General features: G+C 64.3%; 14 protein-coding genes. 4 read left to right on the top strand and 10 right to left on the bottom strand.

All coding sequences use genetic code 11. The features are described 5' to 3' along the window. On the top strand, positions 1–3,419 hold a 3,419-nt coding region (locus tag ACESNG_RS23560; protein ID WP_373071159.1), incomplete at its 5' end, for an ABC transporter permease/M1 family aminopeptidase. Positions 3,420–3,707: 288 nt separating this feature from the next. Here ACESNG_RS23560 and leuB read toward each other — a convergent pair. The 8 genes from leuB to ACESNG_RS23520 form a co-directional block, all read right to left on the bottom strand. Then, the gene (leuB, locus tag ACESNG_RS23555; protein ID WP_373064500.1) at positions 3,708–4,808 is read right to left on the bottom strand and encodes a 3-isopropylmalate dehydrogenase; all 1,101 of its coding nucleotides are present in this window, start codon (positions 4,806–4,808) and stop codon (positions 3,708–3,710) included. Continuing rightward, the gene (gene leuD, locus ACESNG_RS23550) at positions 4,796–5,389 is read right to left on the bottom strand and encodes a 3-isopropylmalate dehydratase small subunit (RefSeq protein ID WP_373071157.1); all 594 of its coding nucleotides are present in this window, start codon (positions 5,387–5,389) and stop codon (positions 4,796–4,798) included. The genes leuB and leuD overlap by 13 nt, the downstream gene beginning before the upstream one ends. Beyond that, positions 5,386–6,789 carry a 3-isopropylmalate dehydratase large subunit gene (gene leuC / locus ACESNG_RS23545; protein WP_373071155.1) on the bottom strand — a complete coding sequence of 468 codons (1,404 nt, stop codon included), beginning with the start codon at positions 6,787–6,789 and terminating at the stop codon, positions 5,386–5,388. Before leuC ends, leuD begins: the two co-directional genes overlap by 4 nt. Beyond that, positions 6,786–8,414 (bottom strand): 2-isopropylmalate synthase, encoded by a 1,629-nt coding sequence (locus tag ACESNG_RS23540; RefSeq protein WP_373071153.1) that lies wholly within the window; start codon positions 8,412–8,414, stop codon positions 6,786–6,788. The genes leuC and ACESNG_RS23540 overlap by 4 nt, the downstream gene beginning before the upstream one ends. Beyond that, positions 8,411–9,463, bottom strand: a complete 1,053-nt coding sequence (gene ilvC / locus ACESNG_RS23535; RefSeq protein ID WP_373071151.1) for a ketol-acid reductoisomerase — start codon at positions 9,461–9,463, stop codon at positions 8,411–8,413. Before ilvC ends, ACESNG_RS23540 begins: the two co-directional genes overlap by 4 nt. After that, positions 9,460–10,008 (bottom strand): acetolactate synthase small subunit, encoded by a 549-nt coding sequence (ilvN, locus tag ACESNG_RS23530; protein ID WP_373062488.1) that lies wholly within the window; start codon positions 10,006–10,008, stop codon positions 9,460–9,462. Before ilvN ends, ilvC begins: the two co-directional genes overlap by 4 nt. A 41-nt stretch (positions 10,009–10,049) precedes the next feature. Further along, positions 10,050–11,795, bottom strand: coding sequence for a biosynthetic-type acetolactate synthase large subunit (ilvB, locus tag ACESNG_RS23525; protein WP_373071149.1), 1,746 nt, complete (start codon positions 11,793–11,795; stop codon positions 10,050–10,052). A gap of 338 nt (positions 11,796–12,133) precedes the next feature. After that, entirely contained in the window at positions 12,134–13,645 is a 1,512-nt protein-coding gene (locus ACESNG_RS23520; RefSeq protein WP_373071147.1) for a flavin-containing monooxygenase, read from the bottom strand. Between the two features lie 273 nt (positions 13,646–13,918). Here ACESNG_RS23520 and ACESNG_RS23515 point away from each other — a divergent pair, with 273 nt between their 5' ends. Both ACESNG_RS23515 and ACESNG_RS23510 read left to right on the top strand, forming a co-directional pair. Further along, on the top strand, positions 13,919–15,637 hold the full coding sequence (locus ACESNG_RS23515) for a GMC oxidoreductase (protein ID WP_373062494.1): 1,719 nt from the start codon (positions 13,919–13,921) through the stop codon (positions 15,635–15,637). Continuing rightward, a complete protein-coding gene (locus tag ACESNG_RS23510) occupies positions 15,637–16,332 on the top strand; it encodes a gluconate 2-dehydrogenase subunit 3 family protein (protein ID WP_373071145.1) in 696 nt (231 codons plus the stop codon). Before ACESNG_RS23515 ends, ACESNG_RS23510 begins: the two co-directional genes overlap by 1 nt. A 190-nt stretch (positions 16,333–16,522) precedes the next feature. Here the strand turns inward: ACESNG_RS23510 and ACESNG_RS23505 are convergent, their stop codons facing one another. Further along, a complete protein-coding gene (locus ACESNG_RS23505) occupies positions 16,523–17,980 on the bottom strand; it encodes a hypothetical protein (RefSeq protein WP_373062480.1) in 1,458 nt (485 codons plus the stop codon). A 346-nt stretch (positions 17,981–18,326) separates the two neighbouring features. Between ACESNG_RS23505 and ACESNG_RS23500 the strand changes: the two genes are divergently transcribed. After that, entirely contained in the window at positions 18,327–18,836 is a 510-nt protein-coding gene (locus ACESNG_RS23500; protein WP_373062478.1) for a KTSC domain-containing protein, read from the top strand. 235 nt (positions 18,837–19,071) lie between these two features. On the opposite strand, the gene ACESNG_RS23495 is transcribed toward ACESNG_RS23500, so the two are convergent. Continuing rightward, complete coding sequence (locus ACESNG_RS23495; protein WP_373071143.1) at positions 19,072–20,238, bottom strand: alpha/beta hydrolase; 1,167 nt, start codon at positions 20,236–20,238, stop codon at positions 19,072–19,074. Between the last annotated feature and the right edge of the window lie 58 nt (positions 20,239–20,296).

Below are 20,296 nucleotides of genomic sequence, written 5' to 3'. Positions count from 1 at the left end.
TGTATGCGATCATGCTGGCGATAGGGCAGATCATCACGAGTGCCTTGGTGGGTACCACGGTATTGCGCGATTACGACGTGGGCGTGCATGAACTGTTGTTCACCACGCGTATCACACGTGGTCCGTATGTCGGCGCGAAATACCTGGCCGCCTTCATCGCGATGCTGGTGGTGTTCGCCGCGCTGCCGCTTGGCGCATTGGTCGGCACCGTGATGCCCTGGGTCGATGGCAGCACAGTGCAGGCGGTGAACGTCTGGCACTATGTGCAGCCGTTCCTCGTGGTCGGTGTGCCAGGGGTGTTTTTCCTGAGCAGCATGCTCTTCGCGGTGGGATCACTCACGCGCAGCAGCTTTTCGGTGTATGTCGCCGGCATCCTGTTGCTCGTGGGCTACTCGGTCGCCGGCCAGCTCGTGCGAACGCTCGATCGAGACCAACTGGCGAATCTCATCGATCCGTTTGCGTTACGTTCGATCGATCTCGTCACCCGCTACTGGACGCCGGTCGAGAAGAACGCGCGGACGTTATCGCTGGACTCCTTCCTGGGTTCGAATCGACTGCTGTGGGTCGGAGTCGGCGTCCTAATGCTGCTGGCGGCGTTCCGCTTCATGCGACTCGAGAAAGACGCGCCGGCGAAGTCTCGCCGGAAAGTGATGAAGGTGTCAGCCGAGGAGTTCGCGTTGCCCAAGCCGGTAGCGCGCCGGGTCGCCGGTTATGCGCCTCCGGGTACGGTCGCGGGGTGGTGGAGTGTCACCACGTTTCAGATCCAATCGCTCTTACGCTCCATACCGTTCCTTGCCATTGCGGCAATCGGCTTCATCAACGTGCTGATGAGTGCGTGGTTTGCCGACCAGAACGGCCAAAACAAGAGCTGGCCCATGAGTTGGCTGATGGCTGAGACCTCGGTGGGATCGGCCGGTCTCTTCATGGTCGTGCTGCTCACGTTCTATGCCGGTGAGCTGGTATGGCGCGAGCGACAGGTGCGGCTGGACCAGGTGCTCGATGCGAGCCCTGTGCGCACCGCGAGTGTGCTGGCCGGCAAGTTCACGGCGATGATGGTGCTGCTTCTGGCTTTCTCCACGGCCGCGATGTTCGGCAGCATGGCGGTGCAGCTGCTCAAGGGATACCCGCACATCGACTTCGGCATCTATGCGCTGTACGTGTACCTCGTCGACTTTCCGAGCTGGTTCGTCATGACGGCGTTGGCCTTTCTCGTGCAATCCCTCGTGCCTCGAAAGCCGATCGGGCACGTGATCGTGATTTTACTCTGGGTCGGGAACAGCGCAACCGTGAATCTCGGCTACGATTATCGGTTGTTGCAGGTCAGTGCGGTCCCGGCGTTTCGCTGGTCCGATCTCAATGGCACAGGTCCGTATCTTCCCTCGTTCCTGGCAATACACGGCTTCAATCTTTGCCTTGCCATGTTGCTGCTCGCCTGCTGCTACGTGGTGTGGAACCGTGGTACGAGCATGCCGGCCTTTGGCGAGCGTCTGCGCACACGTTTCCGCGGCGGGACGTCGTGGTTGGCGGCCGGCGGCACGTTGGGTGCGACGGCATTCGGTGGACTGTTTTACTACAATGCCAGCATCGTCAATCCGTACCACACGCGCAAGGAAAGCGAGCGTCTTCAGCTTCAGTACGAAAAGACGTGGCGGCCGTACGAGATGCTGCTGCCACCCAAAGTGGTCGCGACGTCTATCCAGGTCGACTTGGAGCCGACGGCGGGACGCGCGCGAACGGCCACGAGTTACACGATGGTGAATCGCCTGATCCGCCCGATCGACTCAGTGCTCGTGAACGTGCCGAGTGACCTGCCGGGCCTTGGCGTCACGCTCGACACGCTGCGTTTCGACCGGCCGCACACACTGCTCGAGGCCGATACGGTATTCGGCGTGCGACTGGTGAAGCTCGCCTCGCCACTGGCTCCTGGCGACTCCCTCCGGTTGCGCGTGGTGCAGCATCACGCGCGGCGTGGCTACCCCAGTGGGGAGCCGGATCGCTCGCTCGTAGAGAATGGCACGTTCTTCAACCGCGATAAATTTCCGTCACTTGGCTACCGCGCAGACTTGGAGCTTCAGAGCGACGAACTACGTCGCAAGTACAAGCTGCCGCTGCAGCGGCGAGGTAAGTCGCGCACGGATGCGCTTGGCCTGCAGGTGCAATCGTTCGTTGCCGATGCCGACTTCGTGAGCTTCGAAGCCACTGTGAGCACCGACCCCGACCAGATCGCCATGGCACCGGGGTATCTCGAGAGAGAGTGGACGAGGAACGGACGTCGCTACTTCCACTACGTGATGGACAAGCCGATGCCGAACTTCTTCTCGGTGTTGTCGGCGCGCTGGACCGTGACCAAGACGATGTGGCGAAACACGCCCATCGAGGTCTACCATTATGCGGGCCATACCTTCAACGTGGCACGAATGCTGGAGGCGTCGAAAGCCTCACTCGAGTTCTTCTCGAACGAGTTCGGTGAGTATCCGCACCGACAGCTGCGCATCCTAGAATTCCCGCGTTACGCCGGCTTCGCGCAGTCCTTCCCGAACACCGTGCCCTACTCGGAAGATATCGGCTTCGTGGCGCGTGTGGACTCGACCGATGTCGAAGACACCGACTTGCCGTACTTCGTGACAGCGCACGAGATCGCGCACCAGTGGTTTCCGTATCAGCGTATGCCGGCCGATGTGGAAGGCGCGCAGATGCTGTCCGAGTCCCTGTCCGAATATGCGGCGTTGGTGGTGACCGACCGACTGCACGGTCGTGCTTTCACGCAGAAGTTCTTGCGTTCGGAGCTCGAAGGGTACCTGCGTGGACGTGCCGGCGAAGCCAAGGGTGAGCATCCGCTCACGCGCGTGGATTTGCAGGCCTACATCTGGTACCAGAAGGGTTCACTCGCACTGTTTGCGTTGCGCGATCTGATCGGCGAGAAAGCGCTGCATGGCGCTATCCGCGCGTATCTCGACGAAGGCCGATTCGCGGGGCCGCCGTACGCGACCACGCTCGATCTCATGAAGCACATCGTGGTGGCCACGCCTGATTCGCTCGAGTATGCGATCGACGACTATTTCGAAACGATCACGCTGTGGGATGTACGCACCGACAGCGTATCGAGCGTGAAGTTGCCGAACGGAGAGTACAAGGTGACGATCACGGCCACCTCAAAGAAGCTACGCGCGGATTCACTTGGTGCCGTGTCAGACGTGGCCATGAACGACTATGTCGACGTCGGCGTGTTCGACGCGCCTAAGGCCGGAGCACGTATCGGCGCGGCGCTGTCGATACGCAAGGCGAAAGTGGTCACGGGAACGGCGAACTACGAGTTCACCGTGAAGACCAAGCCGGCGCGGGCCGGCATCGATCCGTACAACCTGTTGATCGACCGCAACCCGGGTGACAACCTGAAGGACGTTTCAGAGAAGAAGTAGCGACTGTTTAGTGGGCGTCGCGTGGCTGAATCTCCTGGAGTTATCAATTCAGACTGTTCCTCTGCGTGCTCTGCTCCTTCGCGTCCTCCGCGTGATCAGTTCAGTAGGCTGTCCGTCGACGAGTGATCCCTTTAGGGGCAGATTACGGGCGACGATGCTTGGATTGTACGAGCACTGATCACAAGTAGTACGTTCCCGCGTGCGGCCGTCGCGGACTGGCCCATCAACTACGACGACCAGTACGCCACCGTGAGAAGTAGTATGGACGCGCGCTTCGGGGAAGAATTCCTACGTTTCCGTAATACGCGCGAGTACGGCGTCGCCGAACTGCGCCGTTGAGCAGGACGCCGCGCCGGCGGCGACACAGTCGGCCGTGCGCCATCCCGCAGAAATGGCATCAGACACGGCGCACTCTATCGCGGCCGCTTCATGTTCCAAGCCGAAACTGTGACGCAGCAGCAGCGCGGCACTCAGTATCGTACCCGCCGGGTTGGCGATACCTCGTCCGGAGATGTCCGGGGCCGAGCCGTGGATCGGCTCGTACAGGCCACGCCGGTGGCCGGTGAGCGGTTGCTCGCCAATGGAGGCCGACGGCAGTACGCCGATGCTACCGGCGAGGACTGCCGCCTCATCGGTGAGAATATCGCCGAACAAGTTCTCGGTCACCACCACGTCGTATCGCGCCGGCGCCTGAAGCAGTTGCATGGCAAAGGAATCCACCAGCGCGTGCTCGAGCGTGACATCCGGAAACTCGTCGCGCATCACACGCGAAGTGACTTCGCGCCACAGGCGGGATGTCGCCAACACGTTGGACTTGTCCACTGAGAGTACGTGACGACGACGCCCGCGCGCGATGGTCGCCGCCACCCGCACCACGCGTTCGACCTCCAAGGCCGTGTACACGCAGAGGTCCGACGCGGATACCGAGCGCCCGGCGCTATCCCGCTCGTGCGTCTTGGCGCCGAAGTACAGCCCGCCTGTCAGTTCGCGCACAAAGAGTATGTCCACGTTGGCGAGCAATTCGGTCTTGAGCGGCGCTGATTCGGCGAGCGCCGGATGCACATGTACGGGTCGCAGGTTCGCGAATACGCCAAGCAGACCACGCAGCGCCAGCAATCCCTGCTCCGGTCGCACCAACGCCGACGGATCACTCCAACGCGGCCCACCGACCGCTCCCAGTAGCACGGCATCCGCTTCGCTCACCAGCGCTCGCGTCTCCGCCGGGAGCGGATCCCCTTGCTGGTCGATGGCAACGCCGCCGATCAGTCCTTCACGAAATCGGAACTCGTGGCCACGGCGTTCGCCGAGCTCACGCAGTACACGTACCGCCTGCGCGGTCACTTCCGGACCGACACCATCGCCCGGGAGCACGGCAATCAACGCGCGCACGCCGCCTCCCACGCTTCGATCGCCGGCAACATGGCCACGAGGGCACCGAGCTCATCGAGTCCTTCCAGCAGGCATCGCTTGCTGAACGGGTCGATCGAGAACGAGGCGGTGATGTCGTTGGGCAAGTACACGCGCTGCTCCGACAGATCGACGCGGATCATGGCCTGCGGTTCCTGCGCGATGGTCGCGTGCAGCGAGGCGAGGGTGGGTGCGTCGAGCGCGATGGTGAGCAGGCCGTTCTTGTGCGCATTGGAGCGAAAGATGTCGGCAAAGGAGCCGGCAATGATGGCACGCAGTCCCCAGTCACTCAGTGCCCACGGTGCGTGCTCACGGCTGGACCCGCAGCCGAAGTTCTGGCCGCCCACGAGTATCGCTGCGCCCTGCGCGGCGGGCGCGTTCAGCCCGAACGCTCCATGCGGTGCCCCCGTCGCGTCGTAGCGCCAATCGGAGAACAGATGCGTGCCCAATCCGCTGCGGGTCGTCGTCGTGAGGAAGCGCGCCGGAATGATCTGGTCGGTGTCGACGTCGTCGCGTGCGACGAGTACCGCGTGCGATGCAAGCGGTGTCCATGGCGCGCTCATAGCAAACTCCGCGGATCGGCGACGGCCCCCGCCACGGCGGATGCCGCCGCGGTGAGTGGCGACGCCAGTAACGTGCGTGCGCCCTTGCCCTGACGTCCTTCAAAATTGCGGTTGCTGGTGCTCACGGCATACTGGCCGGCACCGACGGTGTCGCCGTTCATGGCGATGCACATGGAACAGCCGCTCTCTCGCCACTCGGCGCCCGCTGCGCGGAAGATGTCGGCCAGCCCTTCGCGTTCTGCCTGGCGCTTCACGCGCTGCGATCCCGGCACCACCAGCATGCGAGTGTTGGCGGCCACGCGACGTCCGCGCAGCACGCCCGCGGCAGCGCGAAGGTCGTCGATGCGACCGTTGGTGCAACTCCCGATGAACACCACGTCGACGCGCTGGCCCAAAAGCCGCTGCCCCGGCTCGAGCCCCATGTAGGCGTACGCGCGTGCCAGCGCCGGGTCCTTGTCGGAGCTCGTGTCGGGGAGCTGCGCGTCGACAGCGATAGCCATACCGGGGTTGGTGCCCCACGTAATCATGGGCGCCAGCGTCGACGCGTCGATGATGACACGGCGATCGAAGTGCGCGCCGCTATCCGTGTGTAGCGTACGCCAGTCGGTGACGGCGGCTTCCCATGCGGCTCCGGTTGGCGAGAACTCCCGACCAGCCAGCCACGCAAACGTCGTCTCGTCCGGCGCGATCATTCCCGCTCGGGCACCGGCCTCGATACTCATGTTGCACACCGTCATACGTCCTTCCATATCGAGCGCACGGATGACCTCACCGCGATACTCGATCACGTGGCCCGTGCCCCCGCTCACGCCAATCTGCGCGATGATCGCGAGAATGAGATCCTTCGCTGAGACGCCGGGCGCCAGCGCGCCATCCACGCGCACTTCCATTGTCTTGGGGCGTGATTGCAATAGGCATTGCGTGGCCAGCACGTGTCCCACTTCGCTGGTGCCGATGCCGAACGCCAGCGCGCCGAATGCCCCGTGCGTGCTCGTATGGCTATCTCCGCAGACAATGGTCATGCCCGGCTGCGTCCGACCCAGTTCGGGACCGATCACATGCACAATGCCACGCCGCTCGTCGTCCATGCCGTACATCGGTACACCGAAATCGGCGCAGTTCTCTGCGAGCGCGTCAAGCTGTTTGCCCGCCGCCGCATCCGTGACTGCAAGCCGGCCACCGGTCAGCACCGTAGGCGTGGAGTGGTCCATCGTCGCCACCGTGCGATCGGGCCGGTGCACGCGAAGCCCCCGCTCGCGCAGTGCCGTGAATGCCTGCGGCGACGTCACCTCGTGCACCAGGTGTAAGTCGACGTACAACACCGCCGGCGCCTCGGCCGTGCCGGCGCGTACCACGTGCGCGTCCCACACCTTCTCGAACAGCGTACGTGGCGCACTCATGCCGCGACCTCCTGCATCGCGCGCGCGCGGGCACGTATCAGCCCGTTCACCGCCGCCACGTACGCCTCGGCCGTTGCCACGATGATATCCGTGTGCACGCCGAATCCACTCGCTGTATGCAGCGATTCCGTGGCCGGTGTGTCGCCGAATGGCTCGGCACCACGCTCCGTGTCCGTCGCGGCGTGCTTGTGCCCCGCTCGCTCGCGCAGTCGAATCGATACGCCACCCACGGCGTTGATGCCCTCGGCCGCGGCGTCGACGGAGAACTCGATCAACTCACCCACATCACCCACACAATCGTTGATTGCACGGCAGACGGCATCCACTGGCCCATCCCCCTGCGCCGCCGCCACCAACTCCTGTTCGTCGGGGCCGCGTAGCTTCACCGTCGCGGTGGGGATGGCGTGCGTGCCACACGAGACCTGCACCAATACCAAGGTATACGTCGCACTGCCGCGCCGCGTCTCGCCTGCCACGATCGCCTCCAACTCACGATCGTTCACCACCTTTTTTCGGTCGGCCACGTCTTTGAACTTGGCGAAGACAGCATCCGTCTCCACATCGTTCAGCGCGTGCCCGAGCGTGGCCAGGTGGGCGCGCAATGCCGCCCGGCCCGAGTGCTTACCAAGGACCAAGCGCCCGCCTTCGAGCCCCACGGTTTCGGCGTGCATGATCTCGTAGGTCTCGCGGTTCTTGAGCATGCCATCCTGATGGATGCCCGCTTCGTGCGCAAACGCGTTCGCGCCGACGATCGCCTTGTTGGGCGGTACGCGCACGCTCGTACAGCGCGAGACCAGCCGAGAGGCACGGCCTATTTCTTCCGTGTGAACGGTGGTGTCGGCGTTGTAGCGCGCACGGCGCGTACGCAATGCCATGACCACTTCCTCGAGTGCCGCATTGCCGGCGCGTTCGCCGATACCGTTGACGGTGCATTCCACCTGCCGTGCGCCCGCTTGCACACCCGCCAGTGAATTGGCCACCGCCAAACCGAGGTCGTCGTGGCAGTGTGTGGAGATCGTGACGCCACGCTGACCTACCACATGATCGCGGATCCCGGCGATCAGCGTGAAGTATTCATCGGGGGTGGTGTAGCCGACGGTGTCCGGAATATTCAGCGTCGTGGCGCCCGCGTCGATCGCGGTGCGCAACACCTCGTGCAGGAAGCCGACATCGCTGCGCGACGCATCCTCGGGGGAGAACTCCACGTCGTGCGTGAAGGAGGCGGCGTAGCTAACCATCTCCTGCACACGACGGAGGACCCGCTCGCGGGTCATCTGCAATTTGTACTGCAGATGCACATCCGAAGTGGCGAGAAACGTGTGGATACGGAAACTGGGCGCGCCGGCCAGTGCCGTGGCGGCTGCTTCGATGTCCTTGCGCGTGGCGCGGGCCAGTCCACAGATGGTCGGTGCCGTGGGCCAGTCGTACGCGTCGGCCGCAATGGCGCGGACCGCGTCCCAATCGCCCGGCGAGGCGGCGGGGAAACCCGCTTCGATCACATCCACCCCAAGTCGCGCGAGCTGCCGAGCGACTTGACGCTTCTCTTCGACCGTCATCGAGCAGCCGGGCGCCTGCTCCCCGTCTCGTAGTGTCGTGTCGAAGATGCGTACGATATCGCTGCTCATACGGCCCCTGCTGATACAGACGGGGCGACGGTGCCCGTATCCGGGCGCACGACCTTGGCATTCAGGAAGGGCATGAGTTCACGCAGCCGCACACCGACTTGTTCGATGGGATGCTCCATGTCCGCACGGCGATTGGCGTTGAAGTTGGGGCGGCCCGCCTCGTTCTCCGCCACCCACTGCCGCGCAAAGGTGCCGTCGCGGATTTCGGCCAGCAGCTGCCGCATCGCATCTTTCGTGGCCGACGTGACGATGCGCGGGCCCGCCGTGTAGTCGCCATGCTCCGCCGTGTCGGACACGGAGTAGCGCATGTAGTTGAGGCCACCCTGATACATGAGGTCCACGATCAACTTGAGTTCATGCAGGCACTCGAAATACGCCATCTCGGGCTGATACCCCGCTTCCACCAGCGTTTCGAATCCGGCCTTCACGAGCGCCGACACGCCGCCGCACAGCACCGCCTGCTCGCCGAACAGATCCGTTTCCGTTTCCTCGGCGAAGGACGTTTCGATGACGCCGGCGCGCGTACAGCCGATCGCGCAAGCGTACGACAGCGCGTCGGCGCGCGCGTGGCCGCTCACATCACGATGCACGGCGATCAGTCCCGGTACACCGCCGCCCTCGATGTAGAGCTCGCGCACGCGATGGCCCGGCGACTTGGGTGCGATCAGGGCGACATCCACCCCAGCCGGCGGATCGATCAGGTTGAAGTGAATGTTGAACCCATGGGCGAACAGGAGGGTCTTGCCCGGCGTGAGCGATTCGCGAACGTCATGCTCGTAGATACTGCGCTGCTCGGTGTCGGGCGCCAGCATCATGATGAACTGCGCTTCCGTCGCAGCCTGCGCCACGGTGCACACGCGCAGCCCCGCCGCCTCGGCCGCCGCCTGGCTCCTGGAGCCTTCGCGCAATCCCACGCGCACGTCGCAGCCGCTGTCGCGGAGGTTCAACGCATGCGCATGGCCTTGGCTTCCGTAGCCGATGATCGCGATGGGGCGGCCGGTCAGGCGCGTGGTATCGGCATCACGATCGTAGTAGACGCGCGTCGTCATGCGGCAACTTCCTCATGTGGGGCGCCGTCGGCCTGGTCGCGGTAATGCGCCGGGGCCTCGAGGCGAGTCGGGGTGCGGCCGCGCATCATCGCGAGGCGGCCGGTACGCATCAGCTCCGTCAGCCCTTCCGGGCGGATGAAGCTGATGAAGTGCTCCACGCGTTCCGGCGTGTCGGTGATTTCCACGATCATCTCGTCGTCGCCCACGTGGAGCACGCGTGCGCCTTTCTCGACGACGATGTCGACCAGCTGGGCAAGGCGTGAAGGCGGCGCGACGATTTTGGCGAGCGCGGTCTCGCGCTGAACCGAATCTTCAGTCGTGACATCCGTCACGCCGATCACTTCCACCAGTCGATCGAGCTGGCTGACCACCTGGGTGGCATCGCTGGCGTCCACCACCAGCGTCATGCGGCTGATGCCCGGCACCTCGCTGCGGCCCACGGCAAGCGATGCGATGTTGAAGCCACGGCGGCGGAGGAGCGTGACGGTGCGATGCAGAACGCCGGGGCGGTCCTGCAGCATGGCGATGAGCGTGTGCTGTGACATGAGGGGATAGCAGAGAAGGGAGGAAGACGGGACACGTTGAACTACTCGGCAACCAGCATCTCACCGATCGCGCGACCGGCGGGGACCATCGGAAACACATTCGCTTCGCGCTCGACACGGAAGTCGATCACGACACATCCATCGTGCGCCCACGCCGCCGCGATGGCGGCCGGTGCGTCATCGGCGCTGTCGACCGTCATGCCGCGGATCCCATGCGCGTCGGCGAGCTTGGCAAAGTCGGGACCGGTAAGCGGGGTGCCGCTGTAGCGGCGTCCCTCGAATAGCTGCTGCCACTGACGCACCATGCCCGGATAGCCGTTGTTGATCACGGCGACCTTCACGTTCGTGAGTCCTTCCTGCGCGATCGTGGCCAGTTCACACGCCGTCATCTGAAATCCGCCGTCACCAACCACCACCCACATCGTGCGTTCGGGGTCGGCAATCGCCGCACCCATCGCGGCTGGCAACGAGAATCCCATCGTACCGGCGCCCCCGCTCGTGATGTGTGTGCGCGGGCGACTCCAGTCGAGCAGCTGCGCGGCCCACATCTGGTGCTGGCCCACGTCTGTGACCACACGCCAATCCTGCCGATGGCGGAACGCGGCATTCATCGCATCGAACACGTCGTGTGGCATGAGCGGCGCGGTCCGTTCGCGTCGTGCATACGCCTGACGGGGCTGATGTTTGTCGCGCATGGCGGCGATGCTGTCGCACCACGCGGTGCGTGTCGTGGTACGCGTAGCGGTGCTGCCAGCGAGCATGGCCGACGCAATCGCCTCGAGCACCGGCTTGCAGTCACTCACAATACCGACGTCGGTGTGTACCAGCTTACCGATTTCCGCCGCATCGATGTCGATGTGAATCACCTTCGCGTGCGGCGCAAACGTACTCGCTTTGCCGGTCACGCGATCGTCGAAGCGAGTGCCGACGTTGAGGAGCACATCGCACAGCTGAATCGCTTTGTTCACATGGACCCAGCCATGCATGCCGGGCATACCCAACGTGAGCGGATGGTCGTGCGGCATGGCACCCAAGCCTTGGAGTGTGGTCACGACGGGAATGCCCGTCTGTTCCGCAAGGGCACGCAGCTCGTTGGTGGCGGCCCCCTGAATGACGCCGTTGCCGGCGAGGATCAGTGGGCGCTCCGCCTCCTGCAGCAACCGCACCGCCTCGGCGATTGCCGTTGGGAGCACGGCACTCTTGCGCGACGCCGGGTGATATCCTGGCAGATCCATTGCGACATCCCAGTCGGGAACCAGCCGCGCGAGCTGCGCGTCCTTCGTAATGTCGATCAGCACTGGACCCGGACGGCCCGTGCGCGCGATGTGAAAGGCTTCGCGGAACACACGCGTGAGTTCGCGCGGATCGCTGACGAGAAAATTGTGCTTGGTGATCGGCACCGTAATGCCGGTGATATCCGTTTCCTGAAACGCATCCGTGCCGAGCAGGGAGCTGGGTACTTGGCCCGTGATCGCGACCAGGGGTGTGCCGTCCATCCACGCGTCGGCAATCGGCGTGATCAAATTGGTGGCACCGGGCCCGCTCGTCCCGATGCAGACGCCGACTTGGCCCGTCGCGCGCGCATAGCCTTCCGCAGCGTGGCCGGCGCCCTGTTCATGGCGGCAGAGCACGTGGCGCAGCGAAGAGCGGTACTCGTACATCGCGTGGTAGAACGGCATGATGCAGCCGCCCGGAATTCCGAACATGACCGAAACACCCTCGCGGATGAGCGCTTCGCACATGATCTGTGCGCCGGTGCGCATCGACGGATTGGCGTCGCGAGACATGGCCGGAGGGGCGCTGGCCGCGGATGCTGTTGATGTCGGTATCGTGTCGCGTGCAGCGTGTGACATGGAGGCCTGGAGAACGAGAAAGGCCCCCTCCGAACCCGGAGAGAGCCTTGTCGTCATTCGCCAAGGATGCCCCTCCGAGTGGTCTCGGGAGGGGCTGGTTGCGTGTTACATCGCGACCGACTGGCCCTGCTCCCGAACGCTAAGTACGCGTACTACAACAATCGACGCGACGAGAATCGTCGCGACGACGGGAATAAGGCTGAGTAGAAGTCGGGACTGCGCGAACGAAGCGGGCATCAGCTGGGCAGAGCGTTTGGCAACATGTTGTCTTTTCAAGCATCGGCACAGAAGAGCGTTTCCGCAACCCCTCCCAGGGTTGCTGGCCTCGATGCGGTGCGAAACTCGAGCGCCGGATCGTGTACGCGGCCGTGGCGCAGGGACATCAGGTCCTTCACGTAGTTCTGATAGAGGCGCCACGGCGCTCGGTTTCCCTGTTTCGGCAAGCGGGATGACGCGCGCTGCACGTACCCCGACGTGAAATCGAACACCGGTAATTCCGTGAGCGAGTGATCACGACGCGGCGTGACCTGCACGTACTCGTGCGCGCGCATGTGGTTGAGCAGCCGGCACACGTGCTGCGCAATGAGGTCGCACTTGAGCGTCCACGACGCATTCGTGTATCCCACCGCAGCGGCCAGGTTCGGGACGTCGCTCACCATCATCCCTTTGTAGATCATCGTGCGACCCAGCTCCACGACGATACCGTCGACGACCAGCGTCACACCGGTCAGTAGCGACATGCGCAGTCCGGTCGCCGCGACCACGATATCCGCATCGAGTCGCGCACCGGACGTGAGCACGACGCCCGCTTCGTCGAAGTGCGCGATCTGATCGGTGACGATCGAGGCGCGTCCGTCACGCAGCACGGTGAACAGATCGCCGTCGGGCACCATGCAAAGGCGCTCATCCCACGGTTCGTAGCGTGGACTGAAGTGCACATCAAAGGGAAAATCCGCACCGAGCGCCTTTTCCGCCTCCACGCGGAGCGCCTTCTTGAACATCGCGGGACGCGTCCGGGCGATGTGATAGTAGAACATGCTGCGCGTCACATTCTTCCAGCGCGCGAGTGCGTAGGCCAATCCCGACGGCAAGACACGACGCAACGCGTTGGCGATCACGTCGACCGACGGCACCGTGGCGATGTACGTCGGCGAGCGTTGCAGCATCGTCACGTGCGCGGCGGCGTGCGCACCGGTGGCCATAGCGGGTACGAGCGTCACGGCCGTCGCGCCGCTGCCGATCACGACCACGCGCGCACCGCGGTAGTCGAGGTCGTCGGGCCAATGCTGCGGATGCAGTACGCGCCCCCCGAACGAGGCCATACCCGGCCATTCGGGCGTGTGCCCCTGCGCGTAGTCGTAGTATCCAGCGCAGCTGTACAGGAAGGTGCAGGTGAGCTGTTTCGGCGACCGTTCCACGCCGACCTCGAGTTCGATCGTCCAGCGCGCGTGTGCCGACGACCACTCCGCGCGCACCAGCCGATGTTCGTAGCGGATACGACGGTCGATGCCGAACTCGCGCGCCGTATCCTCGATGTACGCCTTGATCGACGGGCCGTCGGCGATCGCTTTGGCATTCCGCCACGGCCGAAAGCGATAGCCGAGCGTATACATGTCGGAGTCGGACCGGATGCCGGGATAACGGAACAGATCCCAGGTGCCGCCCATGCGTTCGCGGGCCTCGACGATCGCGTAAGATCGATCGGCGCACGCCGTTTGCAGGTGCCAAGAGGCACTGATGCCGGAGAGTCCAGCGCCGATGATCAGGACGTCGAGATGTTCCACGTGCGACTCGGAGGAGGCAACGGCCGACCGGGTGGGTCGGGACGTGTGTGCGTATGCATATCCGTACGCGTCAAGCTACCCGGCGGCGGACTCAGGACGCGAGGGCACGTATACGCCTGACGCGTCTCCTCCCCCGACGATAGCTTGAGTAGTGGTGCGCCGGTGCACCCTCCGAATCCCGCCCGCAGAGGAGTGTTCTTCGTGTACTCCCGTCGTTCGAAAGTCGCGCCGCAGTACGATGTCATCGTGGTCGGCTCCGGTGCCGGTGGCGGTATGGCCGCCTACCAACTGTCGGTGCAGGGGCTCAAGGTGCTGCTTCTCGAAGCGGGCCGTGACTACGACCCGGTTACTGAAACGCCGATGTTCCAGACGCCGAAAGACGCGCCGCTGCGTGGCAGTGGTAATGCCGACAAGCCGTTCGGCTTCTACGATGCCACCGTGGATGGCGGCTGGCGCGTGCCGGGCGAGCCGTTCACCACCGCGCCGGGCAGCCAGTTCAGTTGGTGGCGTTCACGCATGCTGGGCGGACGCACGAATCATTGGGGCCGCATATCGCTGCGTATGGGACCGTACGACTTCAAGCCCAGGTCGCGCGACGGACTCGGTGCTGACTGGCCGATGACGTACGACACCATGGCCCCGTATTACGACAAGACGGAACTGCTGATCGGCGTGTACGGTGGTGAGGACGATCTCGAGAACACGCCGCGTTCGTCACCGGGCGTGTTGCAGCCACCGCCCGCCGCACGCTCGTACGAGCTCCTCGCCAAACAGGCGTGCGATCCGCTCGAGATTCCGGTGATTCCGGCGCACCGCGCCGTGCTCACGCAGCGTCAGGATTCAGCGCGGTTGCCGGCCAGGTTGCATCCCGGCAATGCGCTCGCGCAGCGCGTGCTCCGGCAAAGCATGAACGAGCGCATGGCCTGTTTCTACGCTACCGACTGTGGTCGCGGCTGCTCCATCAAAGCGAACTTCCAGAGCACCACGGTGCTGCTTCCGCCGGCGATGGCCACGGGCAATGTCACGTTGATCACCGACGCCATGGTGCGTGAAGTGTCGATCGACGCCCAGGGCAAGGCGAGCGGCGTGCACTACATCGACAAGCTCACGCGCGTCGATCATCACGTCACGGCCAAGGTGGTCGTCCTGGCGGCGAGTGCGTGTGAAACGTCGCGCATCATGCTCAACTCCAGGAGCACACTGTTCCCGAACGGCATCGCCAACAGCAGCGGCGTGGTCGGCAAGTATCTGATGGATACCGTGGGCGCCGGACTGTCCGCGCAGATCCCGCGCTTGGAGGGGCTGCCGCCGGTGAATGAAGACGGCACGGCCGGCATTCACATGTACATGCCGTGGTGGATGTACGGTGAACAGAAGGCCGGCAGGATGTCGTTCGCGCGCGGCTATCACATCGAGTTCGGTGGTGGGCGTGGCATGCCCGGTCCCGGCATCTTCGGTGGCCTCGAGAGCTTCACGCAGGGCGCATACGGCAAAAAGTTCAAGGAAGAAGCACGTCGATACTACGGCTCGTTCATGTACTTCGATGGCCGTGGCGAAATGATTCCGAACGAAGACTCGTACTGCGAAATCGATCCCGTCGCCGTAGACCAGTGGGGCATTCCCGTGCTGCGTTTTCACTGGAAGTGGTCGGAGCACGAGACGCAGCAGGCGGCGCACATGCACAAGACGTTCGCCGAGATCATCGACAAGATGGGCGGCACCGTGCAGGGCACCGTGCAGACCGATGGCAGCAAAGCCATTGCGACCGGCGGCTCGATCATCCACGAAGTGGGCACGGTGCGCATGGGCAGCGATCCGAAAACGTCGGTGCTCAACGAGTTCGGTCAGACGTGGGCCGTGAAGAATCTCTTCGTCACCGACGGTGCCACGTTCGTGTCGAACGCCGACAAGAATCCGACACTGTCCATTCTCGCGCTCGCGTGGCGCAGTTGCGATCACATCGTGGCCGAACTGAAGCGGGGGAATCTCTGATGAGCGACGACATGCATAGCCAGTCGAAGCCAGCGGGGCAGGGCATTGCGCGACGCGATGCGCTGAAGGCGATGGCCGCCGCAGCGATGGTGCCGATGCTGCCCGAGTCGGCCGCGGCAGCCCCGGTTGCTTCCACGCCACGCGTGCCGCTCCCGATGCTCGAGGAAGCCCAGGCGAAACGCAAAGGCCCGCGCGGCACGCCTGGTGATCCCGTACTGCAGGTGGCGAAGGCCGACTGGCCGAACAAGCTGCAGCTGCGCGAACTGACCACGCTCGCTGCGCTGTGCGACGTGATCATCCCCGCCGATGCCAAGAGCCCGGCGGCATCGACGGTGGGTGCGCCGGCCTACATCAACGAATGGGCCAGCCGCCCTGGCGGGGATGCATCACTGGTGCGTGTGCGCGGCGGACTGGCTTGGCTGGATCGCGAGTCGAATACGCGCTTCGGCACGCGTTTCCATCTCGCCACGAACGCGCAGCGCACCGCGATCTGCGACGACATCTGCTACCTGCCGAAAGCCAAGCCGGAGCATCAGTTCGCCGCGCAGTTCTTCGACACCATTCGCGATCAGACGGCGACGGCGTTCTACACCACGCCGCAGGGGTGGAAAGATCTGGGCTACATCGGCAACGTGGCGATGCCGAAGTTTGAAGGGCCGAACGCGGAGATACGTCGGAAGATCGGCGTGGAGTAGGCGGCGGCGGTCACTCACCGCCAGCAGTAACTGCAAACAGCAACCGCCGGAACACGGAGACCACGGATTACACGGAAAGGACACGGATAAGATGAACAGCGCGGCGCTTTTCATCTTATCCGCGTGGTTTCCGTCGATCCGTTTCATCCGTGTTCCGGCTGTTGCTGTTGCTGTTGCCGTTGCGCGCAACTCAGAACGTCACGCGCACCGACGTCACGGGTCCGAGCGACACGAACACACGTCCATCAAGCTTACGGGCAGAACTCTGCATGATGCCGCGTAGTGGTCCGGCGTCGCGGACCGGCTTGATGATGGCGTCGGCCGCCAACAGACCGAGGATGCCGCCGGCGCTCCCCAAGGCGAGGGCGCCCTGCGCCTTGGTTTCGGCGATCGCGGCGATGCCTGCGCCCATCAACGCACCGGCGAGCGCGCCGAGTTGCGCGAGCGTACCGTCGGCGCTCGTGCGGTCGGCCTTGCGCACGAGTCCGCGATCGGCGAGAAACGCACCGGCGAGAACGCCAGCGGCGGCTACGCCGTACTTGCGTGTATCGTTTCCACCTTCACTGATCAGAGACGACGCGCCCACACCACCAAGCAGCGCGCTGGCGAACGCCACGCTCACGTCGCCCGCGGTCACGTTGTAGGCGGCGCGCTGCGCATAGCGCGGGCCGAGCGCGTAGCCGATGAGGTTGGCGCCGATCGCGGCACCGACCACGGCCTTGCCGGGCCCGCGCAGGCTGTTGTCGGTGCTCGTGTAACTGCCGAACTGCGGATCGTCGACGGGGATGACCGTTTCGCGGCCCTTGAATGCCCCGCTGCCGAAGCCGATGCCCATGACGGTAAGCGCGCCGAGGTCGGCGAAGAACCCCGCACTGGCCGCTTCACCGTCGCTGAGGCCACGGGCCTGTTGGAAGCCGACGATAGTTCCGCCGATGGCGCCCGCGAGGATAGGCGCCCCCCAGGCTGGTCCGCCTTCGGCGTTGGCGATCGCGGCAATGCCGAGGCCAGTGAGCGCGCCTCGCGTACCGCCGTGTGCCGCTCGTGCGGCTTGCGCGCGCGTCACTACTCGGCCCTTAACCAGGTTGGCGGCCACGAAGAACGACGTGCCGGCCGCCAGAAAGTAGCCGCCGGCTGCGGCGGGGCCACCCTGCTCACTGAGCAGCGCGGCCGTGGCTGGGCCATACGCCACGAGGCCGAGGAAGGTCTGGTTGCGCACGAACGTGTTGCCGGCCGGTTGCGACACGACCACGCCGGTGCCGGCTCCGATAAGCCGATCGCCCCCGCGTCCTTGTGCCAGCAGGCCCGCACTTACTGCATTTTGCAGAGTGGCAACCGCGGCGGCGTCGAGTGCGAAACGGGACACTGTGCTATCCACGCGTTGCACGACCAGCACATGCGCGCCGCCATCCACGCGGTAGAGTCGCGCCTCACGGAAGGAACCGGCCACGGGCCACGCGGGCGCGACGAGGCCGAGTTGGGAAACCAACGTTGGCGTGATGATCGTGAGGCGACGGGCGCTGTCGAGCGGCACGAGCGTCTCGATAGTGGGCGCGACCTGGGCGGCGAGCGGGCGAGCGACGGTGGTGAAGGTCGCGAAGCCGATCAGTGAAAGCGCAGAGACGATGCGAACGGACAAGGTAGGGGGCATGCGGGTCTCGGGAATGGGGAAGTATGGACCGGTACGGAGAAACGTACGACCTCTATCGCCGCACGTTGAATGGGGTTCCAGAACAACTGGGACGAATGGTAGCGCTCTCAAGGACCGTCACCGCGTTCATCATCATGGCAGGCACCGGGCAGGGTACAAGCGCGAGGTGGTATTATTGCAGGTGCCCAGCCTACGCGATCTTCATCATACCCATCGCCGATATTTTGCAGCGCTGATCGAGCTCACGTCGGTCGCCCGACCATAGATCAGGAGCGGCTCTACGTCGGCATTGGACGCGACGGTAGTAATCTTGAGGGATGATCCCGTCGTCCTATCCGCCGCTCAGATGAGCGCCCCATCCGAGTCCACGTTCTCCGCGCACTGCGCCGCGCTCGGCCTACGCACAGTGCGCACGATCGACGAACTGAACGCTGCGTACCGGCCGCTCATTCGGCAGTGGCATCCTGATCGCCACCACGATCACGCCGATCACGCCATCGCGCTCGTGCGCGCCACGGCGATCAACGAGGCCTATGCGTTCCTCTCGGCCGCCCTCGCGAACCAGCGCACGTCGCGGCCGGTGGTGCTACGCAGATCACGATCGGTGTCAGACGACGGATTCCCCGACGCCAGCGTGCTTGAGATCTTCGTGAAGCCGTCGAGCATCATCTCCGTGGGCTACAACAGTGCCACTGCTGATCTGTTCGTGAAGTTCGTCGGCCATCGTGTCTATCGCTACATCGCCGTACCGCTCTCGGTGTTCGAGGCTCTGCTGATGGCGTCGTCAGCGGCGGTATTCGTGGGTGAGCAGATCGACCGACGGTACGAATGCGAGGTGCTGAAACGGACGACGTAATCGCTGTATTGGGCGTCCTTGGTATCTTCGCCCGGTGCCCTCCTTCTGGACTCCAGTGGCTTCGAAGGCGCCCTCGGTGACATCCCGCAACGCGACTGGCGAAAAACACGTTTTGTGCTGCGTCTCACCATGAACCGATTCGAGCATGACCCGTCCTGAACAGACGAGATGCGGCCCCTCGCAGCGCCGTCGCTGCAGGTGCAGCCACGCAGCGTCCCGACCAAGCCGTAGCAGTCTACTTGCCGAACGCCGCCTTGAGTCGGTCACCCGCATACTGCTCGGCATCCTTCGCCTTGTCGATGACGGCGCCCATACCGAAGAACTCGTGCGCTACGCCAACATACAGCTTGCGTTCAACCGCTACGTTTGCCGCCTTGAGCGCCTGTTCCAGCATCGCGCCGTCATCACGCAGCGGATCGATCTGCGCATTGATGATGGTAACAGGCGGCAGACCATTGAGGTTAGCCTTCACGAGATTGATGCGCGAGTCCTGAAGATCAGCGGGCGTTCGTACAGTATGTTTGGCGAACCAGCCCATCATCGCGCGGCTGAGTGGCTTTGCATTCGCGTTTTCGACGTACGACGACGTGCTGGTGTCGGGCTGCGCGATGGGATAGATGCTGATCACCGCTTTTGGCATCGGCAGACCTGCATCGCGCGCGGCAACAGCCGTCGCCACAGCAAGATTTCCGCCGGCGCTTTCACCGGCGAGCGCCATGCGCGCGGGGTCGCCCTTGATCGATGCTGCGTTCTTGACGGCCCAGCGATAGGTCGCGAGCGCGTCTTCGTGCTGCGCCGGAAACTTGTGCTCCGGTGCGAGACGATAATCCACCGACACCACGACCGCGTTTCCGCACTTCGCGAGGCTGCGCGCGCCGCCGTCGTAGACTTGCTTGTTCGCGATTACCCACCCGCCACCGTGATAATAGACAACGACCGGGAACGGTCCCGTTCCCTCCGGCGTATAAATCCGCGCGGGAAGCGGGCCGGCCGGCCCCGGGATCGTGCGGTCGACCGATGTGACGCCGGGTACAAGTTTCGTCGGCGTCGTGTCCTTTCCAGCTTTCGCCGCCACCATGCCGGCGGCGGCTGCCGGCGTCGGCTGCTTTCGTGCCTCCTCCGGCGGAAGCGTCTCCATGGGCTTTCCGCCCAAGGCCGTTAGCTGGTCGAGCACGGCCTGCATCTGAGGCTCGGCGCGCGTGGGGCCGCCGGGCGCGGTCATGGTGTCCGGGGTCATGCTATCAACTGCGGCCATCGCCACGCCGGATGATACCGTCGAATCGGTGCTGGCTTTGTTGCTGTCACTGCAACCGGCCACGAGCAGCAGCCCTGCAGTGACAATGATGGCCCGCGCGCGGCCGTTCGATGGGCGACGGTACTGAACGAGTTGCGGCTTCGACATGGACTGGAGCTCCTCTGGATGAGACGACTGAGTGGATGCGAGTCCGCGCCCGCGGTGC

Source organism: Gemmatimonas sp. (assembly GCF_041689975.1).
Classification (GTDB): domain Bacteria; phylum Gemmatimonadota; class Gemmatimonadetes; order Gemmatimonadales; family Gemmatimonadaceae; genus Gemmatimonas.
Note: the sequence above shows the minus strand (reverse complement) of the source record. Positions and strands in the feature narration are given on the sequence as shown.